Source organism: Kaustia mangrovi, from assembly GCF_015482775.1.
GTDB lineage: Bacteria > Pseudomonadota > Alphaproteobacteria > Rhizobiales > Im1 > Kaustia > Kaustia mangrovi.
Genome location: NZ_CP058214.1, coordinates 710025 through 724744 on the forward strand (window position 1 = coordinate 710025; position 14720 = coordinate 724744).

16 protein-coding genes are annotated in these 14720 nt (G+C 66.6%); 4 read left to right on the forward strand and 12 right to left on the reverse strand.

Annotated elements, in window-relative coordinates:
* Nucleotides 1-262: 262 nt before the first annotated feature.
* From hmuQ to HW532_RS03400, 7 genes are read right to left on the reverse strand one after another with little or no spacing between them, the layout of a single operon-like run.
* A complete protein-coding gene (hmuQ, locus tag HW532_RS03370; protein ID WP_213163064.1) occupies nt 263-577 on the reverse strand; it encodes a heme-degrading protein HmuQ in 315 nt (104 codons plus the stop codon).
* Between the two features lie 30 nt (nt 578-607).
* Entirely contained in the window at nt 608-1693 is a 1086-nt protein-coding gene (gene tolA, locus HW532_RS03375) for a cell envelope integrity protein TolA (RefSeq protein ID WP_213163065.1), read from the reverse strand.
* Nucleotides 1693-2097, reverse strand: a complete 405-nt coding sequence (locus HW532_RS03380) for an ExbD/TolR family protein (RefSeq protein ID WP_213163066.1) — start codon at nt 2095-2097, stop codon at nt 1693-1695. The genes tolA and HW532_RS03380 overlap by 1 nt, the downstream gene beginning before the upstream one ends.
* A 25-nt stretch (nt 2098-2122) precedes the next feature.
* Nucleotides 2123-2509, reverse strand: a complete 387-nt coding sequence (locus HW532_RS03385) for an ExbD/TolR family protein (RefSeq protein ID WP_213163067.1) — start codon at nt 2507-2509, stop codon at nt 2123-2125.
* On the reverse strand, nt 2499-3272 hold the full coding sequence (locus HW532_RS03390) for a MotA/TolQ/ExbB proton channel family protein (protein WP_213163068.1): 774 nt from the start codon (nt 3270-3272) through the stop codon (nt 2499-2501). Before HW532_RS03390 ends, HW532_RS03385 begins: the two co-directional genes overlap by 11 nt.
* On the reverse strand, nt 3272-3757 hold the full coding sequence (locus HW532_RS03395) for a hypothetical protein (protein ID WP_213163069.1): 486 nt from the start codon (nt 3755-3757) through the stop codon (nt 3272-3274). The genes HW532_RS03390 and HW532_RS03395 overlap by 1 nt, the downstream gene beginning before the upstream one ends.
* Nucleotides 3758-3793: 36 nt before the next feature.
* Nucleotides 3794-5845: a TonB-dependent hemoglobin/transferrin/lactoferrin family receptor gene (locus HW532_RS03400; RefSeq protein ID WP_213163070.1), complete on the reverse strand. Its 2052-nt coding sequence runs from the start codon at nt 5843-5845 to the stop codon at nt 3794-3796.
* 228 nt (nt 5846-6073) lie between these two features.
* Here HW532_RS03400 and HW532_RS03405 point away from each other — a divergent pair, with 228 nt between their 5' ends.
* The 4 genes from HW532_RS03405 to HW532_RS03420 all read left to right on the forward strand — a co-directional run bounded on the left by HW532_RS03405 (nt 6074) and on the right by HW532_RS03420 (nt 9187).
* The gene (locus HW532_RS03405; protein ID WP_213163071.1) at nt 6074-6259 is read left to right on the forward strand and encodes a hemin uptake protein HemP; all 186 of its coding nucleotides are present in this window, start codon (nt 6074-6076) and stop codon (nt 6257-6259) included.
* An 87-nt stretch (nt 6260-6346) separates the two neighbouring features.
* On the forward strand, nt 6347-7288 hold the full coding sequence (locus tag HW532_RS03410) for a heme/hemin ABC transporter substrate-binding protein (RefSeq protein WP_213163072.1): 942 nt from the start codon (nt 6347-6349) through the stop codon (nt 7286-7288).
* The gene (locus HW532_RS03415) at nt 7285-8382 is read left to right on the forward strand and encodes a FecCD family ABC transporter permease (RefSeq protein ID WP_246479493.1); all 1098 of its coding nucleotides are present in this window, start codon (nt 7285-7287) and stop codon (nt 8380-8382) included. The genes HW532_RS03410 and HW532_RS03415 overlap by 4 nt, the downstream gene beginning before the upstream one ends.
* Before the next feature lie 4 nt (nt 8383-8386).
* A complete protein-coding gene (locus tag HW532_RS03420; RefSeq protein WP_213163074.1) occupies nt 8387-9187 on the forward strand; it encodes a heme ABC transporter ATP-binding protein in 801 nt (266 codons plus the stop codon).
* A gap of 36 nt (nt 9188-9223) precedes the next feature.
* Here the strand turns inward: HW532_RS03420 and HW532_RS03425 are convergent, their stop codons facing one another.
* The 5 genes from HW532_RS03425 to HW532_RS03445 form a co-directional block, all read right to left on the reverse strand.
* Nucleotides 9224-9715: an Rrf2 family transcriptional regulator gene (locus tag HW532_RS03425; RefSeq protein ID WP_213163075.1), complete on the reverse strand. Its 492-nt coding sequence runs from the start codon at nt 9713-9715 to the stop codon at nt 9224-9226.
* A 340-nt stretch (nt 9716-10055) separates the two neighbouring features.
* On the reverse strand, nt 10056-11468 hold the full coding sequence (locus HW532_RS03430; RefSeq protein WP_213163076.1) for a methyltransferase family protein: 1413 nt from the start codon (nt 11466-11468) through the stop codon (nt 10056-10058).
* A 129-nt stretch (nt 11469-11597) separates the two neighbouring features.
* Complete coding sequence (locus HW532_RS03435; RefSeq protein ID WP_213163077.1) at nt 11598-12557, reverse strand: hypothetical protein; 960 nt, start codon at nt 12555-12557, stop codon at nt 11598-11600.
* Between the two features lie 269 nt (nt 12558-12826).
* Entirely contained in the window at nt 12827-13987 is a 1161-nt protein-coding gene (locus HW532_RS03440) for a sulfotransferase family protein (RefSeq protein WP_246479501.1), read from the reverse strand.
* An 11-nt stretch (nt 13988-13998) separates the two neighbouring features.
* On the reverse strand, nt 13999-14706 hold the full coding sequence (locus HW532_RS03445; protein WP_213163078.1) for a hypothetical protein: 708 nt from the start codon (nt 14704-14706) through the stop codon (nt 13999-14001).
* Between the last annotated feature and the right edge of the window lie 14 nt (nt 14707-14720).

Here is a 14720-nt window from a genome sequence, read left to right on the forward strand (position 1 = left end):
AACCCGGCGTCCGCCCGGCCGTCCGGCCGCGCATCATGTCAAGACGAGTCGCGTCTCGCCATGTCATCGCATCATGAAGACTCGGAAACACTCAAGTCAATAAGCCTAACGTCTTATACCCAACAAGATAAAATCGGCCAATTTCCTCTTGCACTTGCTCACAAACGCTTCGCATCCGCACAACAACCGGGGACAACGCAAAAGAAAAGGCGCCCCGGACCACCGTCCGGGGCGCCTCGACGACTGTAGCGAATGGCCGCGGTCACGGCTTGACGGTCTGCACCACCGTGAAGCCCTCGAAGACGGGATGGGCGAGATAGAGCGTCTTGCGCTCGCCCGCGCCGCTATGGGCCCGACGGAAGGCGTCGGACTTCGTCCACGCCTCGAAGGCCGCTTCGTTCTCCCACAGCGTATGGGAGGAATAGAGCGTGTGGTCGTCGTGCTCGGGACCACGGAGCAGATGGAACTCGATAAAGCCCGGCACCTCGTGGAGCCGGCTGTCGCGACTCTTCCAGACCTCCTCGAAATCGGCCTCCGAGCCCTTGGCGACCTTGAACCGGTTCATGGCGATATACATCGGATCGTTCTCCTGTGTGTTGCACTCTTGTTATCTGGGTCTGAACCTGACCGGAACGGTGAAGCTCATCGCGTTGCGGCCGAGCCCGCCCGGAATCCGCGGAAACGGGTTCGCCCGGCGGACCATGGCGAGCGCCGCCTTGTCGAGCACCTGCTCGCCGGAACTGCCGCGCAGGCTGACGCCGCGCAGGCGGCCCGACGCATCGATCGAGAACCGGATCGTGACCACGCCCGACAGGCGCCGGCGCGCCGCGCTCGAGGGATAGCGCTTGTGGCGCTGGAGATGGGCGAGCACCCGCCCGGCATAGTTGGAGGCATCGGCTTGCCCGCCATCGGCCTCGCGGCGCCCGCCGGAGCCCTTGGCCTGCCCGGCCGTGGCATTGACGGCCGCGCTGCGCTTCTGGTTGCGGGCCTTGCGGGCTTCCTCTGCCCTCCGGCGCGCGGCGGCCTCGCGGCGTTCCTTGTCCTTGCGGCGCTTGAGTGCTTCGCTCGCCAGATCCTGCGGCTTGGCCCTGGGAACGGCAAGCGGGTCCGACTGCGACGGTTCAAGCGCCTCCCGCTTAGCGGGGTCGGCGGCGCGCGCGACCTCGACGTGCTCGGCCTCGCTGCGCTGCGCAGGGTCGGCGGCAGCCTCGGCCTGCACCGGCTCGGCCGCGTCCTCCATCGCCTCGTCGGCGACGGGCCGGTCCGTCGTGTCGCCCTGTGCAGCGGTCGCCTCGGCGACCTCCTCGGCCGGCCGGGTCTCGGCCGGCTCGGCAGCGGCCTGCCGCTCCGCCGTCTCCTCCGCCTCCGCGACCGCGTCGGCCTCTGCGGCCGTCTCGACCTCCCGGGGCTCCTCGGTCGGCTCGACCTCGGCATCCTCCGCCTCGACGGTCGTCGTGGCGTCGACGGGCTCGGCCACGGTCTCCGCGACTGTCTCCTCCGCCTCGTCGTCGGACACCACCGTCTCCTCCGCGGAGACCGTCATCGGCGAGCCCCAGACGACGCTCTGCTCGCCCGCAGAGCGCTCGCGCCGGGGCTCGTCGCTCGCCCAGCCGACCATGACAGCCAGAACGCCACCGTGCACCGCAAGGGCCACGGCGAGCGCAAGCGCCCATTCTGCGAACCGCCTCGGCATCACGACCTTCCGTTGAGCGTGACGATCCGGAACCTGGCGAGCCCTGAGCGCTTCAGCCCGTCGGAGATCGGCTTCAGCGCCGACATGGTCACCGCACGGTCGACGATCACCGGAAACGGCGCCTCGCGGTCAAGCGTCTCATCGGCGGCGAGCACACTCTCCAGCGCCTCCGGCACCACCGGGCTTCCCTCGTAATAGGCGGTGCCGTCGGCAGTCACGATCAGCGTGTCCTGCGGCGGCTGTGTCGCCGGGCTGACCGTCGTCTCCACGAACGCGACCTCCACCGACGGGCGATGGGACAGCGTGCCCGCGATCATGAAGAAGATCAGCAGGAGGAAGATCACGTTGATCAGGGGGATCAGGTCGTCGCGCTCATGCTGGCGGCGACCGCTCGACAACTTCATCTCGACGCTGTCCTCGACGCTCGCATCAATTGATCAGAACCACCGGCCCCACCGCCGCGGCCTTGGCCCGCTCCACGGCCTGCAGGACGTCCTGTGCGCGGGCGCTGGCCGACGGCTTGACGATGATGCGCACCTCCTCTTCGGCGGCCGCATCCGCAAGCGCCTGCGCAAGGGCTGCAAGCTCCACCGCCGTACCGTTCACCGCATAGCCGCCCTCCTGCGTCACCGAGACGAGGACCGCCGGCCGGTCCGACGGCGCCCCGCCCCCCTCCTGCCCGATGGCGATGTCGACCGACGCGAAACGCGCGAAGGTCGAGGCCAGCATGAAGAACAGGAGCAGCAGGAACACCACGTCGATCAGAGGCGTGAGGCTCGGCGCGGCCCTGCGGCGCGTTTGGGCCTCAATACGCACGGGCCGTCTCCGTCACCGGCCGGATATAGTGCGCCGGCTGCTCGTCATGGCCGTTGCCCGCCGCGGGCCGGGCGAACGGCGGGTGGGTGAGCACGCGGGTCGTCAGCGTCTCGATGGCCGTCTGGGTTCGCGCGATCCGGCTCTCGCACCAATGCAGCGCGAACACGGCCGGAATGGCGATCGCCAGGCCGACGGCAGTGGTCAGCAATGCGACCCAGATGCCGCCGGCAAGCGCTGCCGGATCGACCTGGGCGCCCGCCTCCTGAAGCACGCGGAACGCCTCGATCATACCGAGAATGGTGCCGAACAGGCCGATCAGCGGGGCGACCTGCGCGACCGCCTCGAGCACGCGCAGATAGCGCCGGAGCTCCGTCATGACCTCCTGGCCCAGGCGTTCGGCGTCCTCGCGCACCAGGGCGTCGGCGCGCTGCTCGAGCGCGCCGTTCATGGTCTCGCGGACCACATGGGCGACCGGTCCCTTGCCGGTCTTGAGCATGGTGGCCGCCTCGCCCGGCCGGCCCGCCATCCACACCCTGGTCGCCTCCGCGACCGTGCGGTTGCGGGCCTCCGTCAAAGGCAGGAGGTCCTTGAGCTTCAGCACAAGGACGGCAAGGGCGAGCACCGACAGGAACAGGAGGAACACGACCACCGGCCCGCCCATCTCCAGGAAGCCGCCGGCCTGGCTGGCGAGGCTGTCCCACCAGGAGGCCGGCTGTGCGGCCTGCACGGGCCCGATCGCTGCGTCCGACAGGGTTTCTTCCATCACTCCGTCTCCGGATTGCCACTATCGGCCGATGCGCTGTCATCGGCGGAAATGACGAGGGGTACGTCGCCGCGCGTACTCGGCGCGATGCGGGCGAGACAGCCGGCGGCATCGAGGTCGCCAGCCTTGCAGGCCGTCACGTCGTTGACCAGCACGGATCCGACACCGTCGCAGCGCAAACCGGTAAGATCGAACTGCTGGGCGCGGATCTTGCCGGGCTTGAGCGGACGCGACTTGAACACCACGAAGCGTTCCACACGCTTCTCGCGGTCGAACAGGACCGTCTCGATCTCCAGCGTGTCGACCGCACTGTCGAGGCGATTGGTGAACAGGAGAGTGAGGCGGCAGGTGTCGTCGCGCTGCTCCAGGCGGTTGAGCTCGAGCGCAATGGTCCCGTCACCTGCCGCCCCGGCCGCCGGGGCCAGCCCGGCCATCGCAATGGCCGCCAGCCCCATCGCCCCGACGGACCGCAGAGTTGCGCACATCCGCCCACACATCGTCGCCATAAGCCCTCCTTCGCGTCAGAAGCGAACCGTCATCGACATCTTGGTGTTGAACCCGGGCATGTTCTGCAGGTCGAGGAACGGCCTGTAGGTCTTGTCCAGGATGTTGTTGAAACGCAGATCGAAGCTCAGCTGCTCGTTGTACTGATATCCCGCGAACAGGTCGACAAGGGTGAACGCGCCCGTCTCCAGATCCGGATCGGAGACCCGGTCCTGCTTGGCGACCGCGGTGATCTCGGTGCCGACCTCAAGAGCCCGGTTAAGGAACCGGAAGCCGAGAAGACCGCTAATCTGATCCGGCGGGATGGAGTTCAGCCACTCGCGGGTATCGCGGTCCTTTCCCCTGAGGATCTGGCCCGAAAGCCCCGCGAACATGAAGCCCGCATCGTACATGCTCTCGAACTCGAAGCCCTTGATCCGGACCTTCGCGACATTCTGGTACTGGTAGGCCGGCAAGCAGCCGAACGGCCCCGGCGTGCAGGGCACGGAAGGGTCCTCCACCAGATCGATGAAGTTGGTCACATCGTTCTGGAAGATCGCCGTCTTGATGCGCAGCCCGTCGCCCGGCGTGAACAGGTTGTCGACCCTGTAGTTGATGCCGACCTCGTAGGTATGCCCGATCTCCGGCTTCAGCTTGGGATTGGGCACGAAGGGGAATTGCGGGAACGGATGCATGCCGGAGATCAGCGTCTCCGTCACGCTCGGCGCCCGGTAGCCCTCCGCATAGGTGGCATAGAGCTCGAAACCGTCGAGGAGGTCGGTCTCCTCGAACGGCGTCAGCGAGACGGTCACCTTCGGCGAGAGCCGGTCGCCGGAGGAGGAGACCTTGTCGCCGTCATCCTCCCTGCCCTTCAGCCGGTAGCCGTCATAGCGCAGCCCGCCGATGATCCCCAGCCAGCTCGTGACCGCCACCTGGTCCTGCAGGAAGGCGCCATAGGCCTCGCGCTTGCCGCCCGGCGTGAAGAGGTCGGCGGTGCCGAACTCGTCCGTCGTGGTCACGTCGTCGTGGAAGTAGTCGAACCCGTAGGTCACCGTATGGCCGAGGCTGCCGGTGTCGAAGCGCGAGGTGTTGAAGACGTCGGTGCCGATGGTGACGATCTCGAAGGAGCGCTTCATGCTGGAATCCTCGACCTCCGTCTGGTCGAGATCCGTCCGGGTGATGTAGCCCGTGGCCGACAGGTCCCAGAGATCGCTCGTCGGGTCCTTGTAGGTGTAGCGCAGCGTCCCGGTGTTCTGCGTCATCCGGCTGTCCTGTGCCGTGCCGCCGTCCACCACGTCGGTCCACTTGGTCTCGTCGCCCACATAGCCGAGCTTGATCTCGTGGCCGTCCGCCGGCCGCCATGTCGTCTTGGCGTATCCGGCCAGCACGTCGAAGCCGGTATCGTCCACCCTGTCGCCGCTGCCGTCCTTGTAGTCCCCCCGGTCGCGGTAGACCAGATTGGCGATCATGTCGAAATCGTCGCCATAGCTCATGGCGCCGGTGCCGCTCAGGAACCAGCCGTCGCCATTGGTCTCGTAGCCGGACTTGACGATGCCCGCCGCCGACTCGCCCGGCAGCAGGATGTCGCGGGCGTCCTTCGTCTCGAACACCACCACGCCGCCGATCGCGCCCGATCCGTAGACATTGGCCACAGGGCCGCGCACCACGGTCACCGCCTCCAGCAGCTCCGGCTCGATGAACAGCCTGTTGTCGGTCGCGTGGGTGGACATCTGGAAGTTGTTGCGCGCCCCGTCGAGGATGACCGCCACGCGACCGAAATTCTCGAGCCCGCGGATATTGATGCCGCCGCCTGGCATGTCGCCGTTCTGGGAGACCGTCACGCCCGGCATGGCCTCAAACATGTCGGCAAGCGTATCCGGCTGGAGACGGTCGATCTCCCGGGAATCGATCACGCTAACGGAGGCCGGCGTGTCGATGGGCGCCTGCTCGACCTTGTTGGGTACAACCGTCACCTCGTCGAGGACGAGATTGTCCTGACGCGGACTGTCGGCGAAGGCCGCCGCCGACAAGGCTGTTAATGCCACACCACTCATGAGCATCCGTCCGAAGGATGCGGTGAAACGAGACATGTCGCCTCCCGATCGAATGAGAAACCAAGCCCCCTGAACGCGCTGGCTACTCGACCGGGAAGGGTCTTTTGCTTGCTCCGACCGGACCGCCCTGCCCCCTTGCGACGCGCATGCGCACCGCCCGAGACCGGCTGTCCGAAAAGCTGATTGCCTTGTATGGTATCTTGACTATAGAAGTCAACAATTGAACAAATGACCGCGAGCCAGCAACCGGATCCCTCAGGAGCCATGACCGACAAGACACCAGACCGCCCGGCGGACGCGGCTTCCGCCACCGCCGGAACCGCATCGGACAAGCCCGTTCTCGCCTCGCAGGACATTCTCGGCGGCAGCCGGTCCGCGATCATCCTGCACGAGGGGGAGAGCTACATCCTCCGTGTCACGCGCCAGGGCAAGCTCGTGCTCAACAAATGACGTCGCGGCCCCCGCGCCGGACGCCACCTGGACCTATTCGGGCCAGACCCATCAGGTATGGCCCGCCCCGCAAGGACCGACCCCGCCATGAAGACACTACTCCGCCTCCCAGGGCTCGCGCCGCTTCTCGCCGCAGCCTTCATTGCCGCCGTCCCGGCCGCCGCGGCCAAGGACACGACCGCCGACACGCTGACCGAGAAGGACCGCGCACGGGTCGTCTCCATCGGCGGCTCCATCACGGAGATCCTCTACGCCCTCGGGCTTCAGGACCGGATCGTCGCCGTGGACACGACGAGCCTCTATCCCCCGGAAGCGCTCGAGGAGAACCCGAATGTCGGCTATATGCGCGCCCTCTCCGCGGAGGGCGTGCTCGCGACCGAGCCCGGACTGATTGTCGCGGAGCCCGATTCGGGCCCGGCGGAGGCCATCGACCAGCTCAAGGCCGCCTCCGTGCCCTTCCTCACCGTGCCCGACACGCCGAGCCCCGAGGGCGTGCTCGAGAAGATCGCCGCGGTCGGCGAGATCATGGACCGGGAGGACGACGCCGGCGACCTCGCCGCGAAGGTGAAGGCCGACTTCGCGGCCCTCGACAAGGAGACCGGCAAGATCGACGCGCCGCGCAAGGTGCTGTTCATCCTCTCCGCCCAGGGCGGCCGCCTCCTCGTCGCCGGCAAGCAGACCGGCGCGGACGCGATCATCCGGCTTGCCGGCGGGCATAACGCCGTCGGCGACATCTCCGGCTACAAGCCGATCAGCAACGAGGCGCTCATCGCGGCCGCGCCCGACGCCATCGTCATGATGTCGCGCGGCGATCATTCGGCATCCGCCGACGGCATCCTCTCCCACCCCGCCGTCGCCCAGACGCCGGCAGGCAAGGAAAAGCGGCTGGTCGTCATGGACGGGCTGTTCCTGCTGGGCTTCGGTCCGCGCACGCCGCAGGCCGCCGACGCGCTCGCCCGCGCGCTCTATCCCGAAAGCGGCATCGCGCCCCTGCCCGAACGGCCATGGGCCGCCGCCGAGACGCAATGACGACCGCAGACGCCACACTTCCCGCCGACGTCCGAAGCGCCCGCTCCGGCGACCGGCGCGCACGGGCCCGGCTCGTCGTCGCGGCGCTCGCCGTGCTGGTCGCCGTCACGGGGTTTCTCTCGCTCGCTGTCGGCGCCACGGGCTTCACGCCCGGCACCGCGGCTCGCGCGCTGATGGCCAGCCTGTCGGGCGCGGACACGGCCGGGACGCTCGCCAATGTCATCGTCATGGAGATCCGCCTGCCGCGCACCCTGCTGGGGCTTCTCGTCGGGGCGGGGCTGGCCATGTCCGGCGTCGTGATGCAGGGGCTGTTCCGCAACCCCCTCGCCGACCCGGCCCTTGTGGGCGTGTCGTCGGGCGCGGCACTCGCCGCCGTCATGATCATCGTGGCGGGCGGCCTCCTGCCCTCCGCCTTTGCCGTGCTGCCCCAGCCCTTCATGCTGCCGGCGGCGGCCTTCGCCGGCGGGCTTGCCACCACCATCGCGCTCTACCGGATCGCGACGCGCAACGGGCGCACCTCGGTGGCGACGATGCTGCTCGCCGGCATCGCGCTCGGCGCCCTGTCGGGCGCGCTCACCGGGCTCGCGATCTATGCCAGCGACGACCAGCAACTACGCGACTTCACCTTCTGGAGCCTCGGCAGCCTCGCCGGCGGCACGCTGCAGAAGGCCGTCCTCACCGCACCCTTCATCCTGGCCGCGCTGCTCGCCATTCCCTATCTCGGCGACCGGCTCGACGGACTGCTGCTCGGCGAGGCGGAGGCCGGGCATCTGGGCGTGGAGGTTCAGATCCTGAAGCGCGTGGCCATCGGACTCGTGGCGCTGGCGGTCGGCGGCGCGGTCGCCGCCGCCGGCCCCATCGGCTTCATCGGGATCGTGGTGCCGCATCTCCTCCGGCTGGTCATCGGCCCGCGCCACCGCAACCTGCTGCTTGCGAGCGCATTGCTCGGCGCAGCGCTCCTGGTCGGGGCCGACATGGTCGCGCGCACCGTGGTCGCGCCCGCCGAGCTGCCCATCGGCATCGTCACGGCGATTCTCGGCGCGCCGTTCTTCCTCTGGCTGCTCCTGCGCCAGCGTGCCCTTCTGGATGTGTGACCCGATGCTGGATGCCCGCGACATTTCCGTAACGCTCGGAGGCCGGCAGGTCCTCTCGCCCATGACGCTCTCGCTCGGGCCCGGCACCTTTACCGTCGTGGTCGGCCCGAACGGCGCCGGCAAGTCGACGCTCTTCAAGGTGCTCACCGGCGAGATCGCGCCCGATTGCGGCACCGTGCAACTCGATGGCACGCCCCTTGACGAGTGGCCGCGCGACAGGCTCGCCAGACGCCGCGCCGTGCTGCCGCAGGCAAGCCATCTGGCCTTTCCGTTCACCGTCTACGAGGTGGCCGCGCTCGGGCTCATGGCGGGGGGCTCGTCGCTGCCGCCGGCCCTGCGCGACAGGCTGCCCATGGAGGCGCTCCGGCGCGTCGGCCTCGACACCCATGCCGGCCGCTTCTACCAGCATCTCTCCGGCGGCGAGCAACAGCGCGTGCAGATCGCCCGCGTCTTCTGCCAGCTCGATGCCGGGCGAAGCGACGGGACACAACAGTACCTGTTCCTCGACGAGCCGATCTCGAGCCTCGACCTCAATCACCAGATGGCGACGCTCGATCTCGCCCGCGAGGCCGCGCGCGGCGGGCTCGGCGCCGTCGCGATCCTGCACGACATCAACCTCGCGAGCCTCTATGCGGATCGGCTGATCGTGATGGCGGACGGCCGGATCGTCGCCGATGGGCCGCCGGCGGACGTGCTGACGACCGAGATCGTGCGGTCCGTGTTCAAGGTGGGGCTGACGCTCAACCACGTGCCTGAAGGCACGCGCCCCTTCGCCCTGCCCCATTCGGTGGGCGCCGCTCCCTGACGCATGGTCGCGAGGGCCGGCGCAGCACCCGTCGACTCAGGAGTCGCGGGCCAGCCAGTCGTCGCTGCCGCCGGCGCGGACGAAGGGGAATCCGCTGCCGCCGGCCTCACGCTTTAGGAGGCCCGGCCGGGCGTCGATGAAGTCCTGCAGCGTATGCCTGTCGAGCACCTCGATGAAGGCATCGAAGGCGTGGTCGAACATCTGGTTGATCGGCGTCGCCGTCTGGATCGGGCAGTCCGTCTCCACCTTGCCGAAGCACTCCGCGCGGATATGGGCATCCTCGGTGATGCGCACGAGATCGCCGATCCGGATCTCGGAGGCAGGCCGCGCGAGCCGCAGGCCCCCGGCGGGTCCGCGCACCGTCTCCAGCATGCCGCCGCGCACGAGGATCTGAACCGCCTTGAAGACGTTCGCCTCGGTGATCTGGTAGGTCTTGGCGATCTCCGCCGCCTTGATGTTGCCGTCCGGATGCATCGCGCAATGCATCAGGATCCGTAAAGCATAGCTTGTCTGCTTGGTCAGGCGCATGCGCGCTGGTTCCCTTGAGCTGGAGCGTCCCTTGCGCATTCTATTGCGAATGGCGCGCGGATGAAAGCGCCGGCGGCCACCAAAAAAGAGCGCGTGGTCGCTCGGGGCCGCAATACACCCACATCGATCCACGCGCCAAGTGACCGCGGATGGACCCTCTCGATACAAGGCCATCCGCCCGGCGTAGGCTTGTTATGATCCGTTGTCGCCATGGAGACCGCGCGGAGACGTGTCTGCGATCGCCGGAACAAGTCCGGGTCACCGTCACCTCTCACGATCCCCGGCGCCTTCGCCGTGTCGTCCTCCAGTCCGCCCCCTTCGCCGCGGTCGGCGGCAGACCCTAATGCATGCGTCGCTCATCGCGCCTGCCGCCCATCTCCGCACCGGCGGATGAGTCGGGAACCGTCAGAGGAACGCGGTATGGCGGCGTGGGCAGGCCGACCGCCCGCTTCATGCGGGCGATGACGCCGTGCTGGGCGATCCACGCCGCATACTCCCGGTAGACCGGATCGCGCGAGAGATGCCGCTCCTCCGTCTTCGCCCGGTAGTAGAAGATGACGTTGAAGCCCGCCAGCATGAGGCAGTGGCGGATGGCATCCTCCGGTGTCCCGATGGTGATGAACGGTACCGATATCAGCCACCAGGCAATGTTCTTCGACACATATTGCGGATGCTTGGTGAAGCGGAACGGTCCGTTGGTGATGATCCCGCGATGGGTCAGGTTCGAGAACCGGATGCCGAACTGCACCGTGCCGAGCGCATAGGTCGTGAGCAGCACGATGATGGGAATGGCCCACAGCGCCTTCAGGACCGGTGTGGCGGCCAGCCAGTGGCCCCAATAGACCCCGTCCTCATAGGGCAGGAAACTCTCCGACAGCATCCCGTAGAACGTGCCGTAGCAAATGAGGCAGACGAGCCAGCCAAGCACCGTCGGGTCGGTCGAGCGGATGTGGGAATCGAACAGCCTCAGGGTGAGGAAATATCCGGTGCAGGAAAAGGCCACATCCACGAACCAGACCGTATCGATGAACAGGTTCATGAAGCCAAAGGGCTCGGCCGAGACGGTTGCCACCGGATCGTAGCTGACGATGCCCGTCAGATGCGCGACCGCGACCGACAATATGTACTGGTAGAAGAAGATCTTCATGAAGCTGGCGCGCAAATGATTGCCGAGCTTCGCACGCTCCCCGTCGGGCAGGATGCCGAGCACGAACATGCCGGCGGCATGATAGTCGTCCTCCGGATCGTCCATGAGCCCGTCGACATACCAGAAATAGGCCGGCGCAAGCACGACGATGGGAACCCAGACACGCCCCAGGAGGTCGTAGACCAGATAGGACGAGCCGTTGGCGAAATAGGGAAACACCCAGTAGGTGGCCACCATCAGGCCGAATGTGGCCGCCAGCCCGATGAGCTTGACGACGACCCTCTTGAGTCTGGTGGAGAAGGCATCGCGCCGATAGGCCATGCCAGCGAAACGCTTGAAGTAGAGCCCCTCCAGAACGATGACGGGAACGGCGATCGCCGCCATGACGATCAGCGTCCGGTCGACCGGGTCGGAGATCTCGAAGCGGCGCAGGGCGACGACGGTGGCGAACAGACTCGCAAGCGCCGTCCAGTTGATCCAGGTCACGGTCGCCGATTGCGGCCTTCGAACCTCGATGTCGGCCTGTCGGGCCTGTGCCCCGGGCGGATTGCTGTCGGCGTGCGCACCCAGCGCGACGCCCCTCTCAACGGAAGCGGTCGGTTTCATCTTTACGGCTCCAGAAACGGCTGAAGAGATCGATCTGTCCGGAAACGACCCGCCTGCGGGAGACGGCCATCGAGCCACCTCCCGCAGGCGTCCGCTCCCCCGGGAATTCAGGGCCGAGGCCACGCGGCCTCAGTCGCTGTTGTTCCCGTTGCCGTTATTGCCGTTGTTGCCGTTTCCGTTGTTGCCGTTGTTTCCGGTCCCGTTGTTGCCGTTGTTGCCGGTCCCGTTGTTCCCGTTATTGCCGGTCCCGTTGTTGCCGTTATTGCCGGTTCCGTTGTTGCCGTTGTTTCCGGTCCCGTTGTTGCCGTTGTTGCCGGTTCCGTTGTTGCCGTTGTTTCCGGTCCCGTTGTTGCCGTTGTTGCCGGTTCCGTTGTTGCCGTTATTGCCGGTCCCGTTGTTCCCGTTATTGCCGGTCCCGTTGTTCCCGTTATTGCCGTTTCCGTTGTTGCCGTTGTTACCGTTTCCGTTGTTGCCGTTGTTGCCGTTTCCGTTGTTGCCGTTGTTGCCGTTTCCGTTGTTGCCGTTGTTGCCGTTTCCGTTGTTGCCGTTGTTGCCGTTTCCGTTGTTGCCGTTGCCGTTGTTCCCGTTCGTGCCGTTTCCGTTGTTGCCGCTATTGCCGTTGTTTCCGTCGGAACGGCCGGACGAGGCCTCACGGTTCACTTCGGGGCCATTGAATCTCAACGCGCCGCCACACCGCCACTCATAGTCGCGATACTGGCGCATCGAGAACTCCGCCAGCTGCGACAGCTGCTCGCGGGTCAGGAGACACCGCTCGAGACTGTAATCGCTGGCCACACCGGCGGTCTCATCGACCGACCCGGTCGTCAGGACCCCGAATATCGTCGTCCATCCGCCTGATCTGCTTTTTGTATTTGAAGATTTTTCGCCGGTTTTGGATCTGTTGCGGTAATCGTTTCGGCCGCCATTATTATTGAAATTGGTTTCCGTTTGTCCGGAAAACCGTGACGTGCTGTCTAAACGATCAGATCCCAGTAATGGTCCTGTGGCCAAATAGGCAACAGAAACCCCTGCCACCACCGCGCCGAGCATCACTCGGGCGGTGGAGCCTTTCAGCTTCCACCGATGCATTTTACCTTACCGATCTATAGTCGGGTCCGGACCTGGCGCATCTTTTTACGGGGAATACCCGGGCGCTCTGTGGCCGTCTTGTTAGACTCGACTAGCGCCCTCGGTAAATTTCATATTAACACTTTGGAAACCGGAGTGCACTCATAAATTGCGACAAATTCGTGCCTTATTTGATCGACCGGAAAAAATCATTTGGGTTTCAAAAGCCTACCAGAAATCGTGAACAGGCGACTGCAAGTCCCGCCGGATCTTGAGAACAGGGCTGCCGGTCAACCGGCCGCAAGATGCCCCTCATACGCACCGTACCCGAAACGCCGCGCGGCCCCCCCGGTCTCCTCCGCGATCATGGCGAGAGCCGCCTCGTCGAAGCGGGGTTTGTAATAGCCGGGGAACCGGATCGGACGAGCCGCGGCCTCGAGCCAGCCGTCGTCCGCCTCGAGACCGCAATGCGCCAGCACCGATGCGATGGTCTCCCGCGGCTCCTCGCACAACGTCTCGTAGCGCACCACACGCGTCGCCTCGCGCAAATCCCCGTCGGCCTCCAGGACATCGGCGAGATGATTGTGGACCAGCGCCCAGTAGCGCGCCCATCCCCTCACCTCCTCGCCCTTGTTCCAGAGCCGGGCGACATCGGCGACAGCGGCCTCGTCACCGGTATCGATCGCGCGCCGGTCAAGGCCGAACTCGAAATGGCCCACGCGTGCGAGATGGCGCCGGGCCTTCTCGTTGCCGCGCTGGCCGGTGACGAACAGTTCGTGCTGCTTCATGAGCGAGGCGATGTGCCAGACGGGATCGCGCACCGGCACGATAAAGCGGGCATCGGGCGCGATGGTCTTCAGATAGCCGAGCCGGGTGACGTTGTAGTTGCCCTTGGCCACATAGCGGCGCCGGCCGCGCACCGCGAGGAGCTTCCTGAGATGGTCGCGATAGAAGGTCTCGAAGGCCGGATTGCGCACGGTCCGGTCGAGCACGGCACTGTGCCCCGGCTCGTGCAGCCCGGGAAAGAACGCCATCCACAGCATCTCCTCGAACGCCTCCGGGCTGTCGGAGGTCACCGCGATGCCGTCGCCATGGGTGCGCTCGGCGGGCTCCTCCGTCCGTGTCGGGACATGATCGAGCCACCTGTTCCAGAGATAGGGCGTGAACAGCATCGGATAGTCGCGGTAGCGGTGGGTCGCCACATCGCCATGGCGCGCCAGCGTCTCCAGCAGGATCGTGCTGCCCGAGCGCGCAAGCCCCGCAATGTAGATCGGCCGGTCGATCCCGATATCGGCAATCGCCTCGCCGACAAGCCTGGTCTCCATGGTGCCGAGCCGGATCCACAAACCGGGATGGCGCGAGACGAACCCGCCGAGCCGGTCGACCCAGCCGGCGACCTCGAAGCCGTCGGCGGCCGCGCCACTGGTCTTCTTGCCGGTCTGTTCGCTCATGGGGCGTGCCCTCACGCGATCCGGGCGACCTTGAAGATCGCGAACGATGCCGCCATGAGAACCGGCAGGAAGAGTGCCAGCCACGTACGCGCCCATCCGGGCCCCACGGGCAGATAGCTCTTCTGCGGCAGCGCGACCGATACCGCCTCCACCGGCCCGGCATCGGGGAGATAGCCGGCCGGATTGCCGATCAGCGCGTTCCACCAATGACGCTTCTCGACGCGCGGCACAGGTGCTTTCAGGGCGACTGTCTGGACGGCATCGCCCGATGGCGAGCGGATCTCGATCCCCCCGTCGCGCCAGGTTCCGGTGAAGGTCGCAGGCGTGACCGTGACGGCGGGCGCGCTGCCCGGGCCGGGCAGGTCGTGGGCATAGGAGGTGTCGAGCCAGACCAGCAGGGTCAGCATCGGGAGCGAGGCGGCAAGGGTCGCCGGCAGGACAAGGCCGATATGCCGGAACGACGTCCGGAACAGATTCGCGATCAGCGGACCCGCATCGTCGAAATCGCCATCATGCTCGTTGAGCGCGCGCCGGGCGGCCTGTGCCTCGGTCTTGGCGGCCGCGATTCTCGATTGCGGCGACAGCGCCCAGTAGAGCAGCATGGACGCCCCCGCGCCGAGAAACGCCCACACGATGACCCGCCCGACCGGCGGAATGACACCGGCAAGCACGCCGTCCAGGGCCTCATAGAGCGGTGCCGGCAAGTCCAGAAAGCCCATGATATGCGCATTGC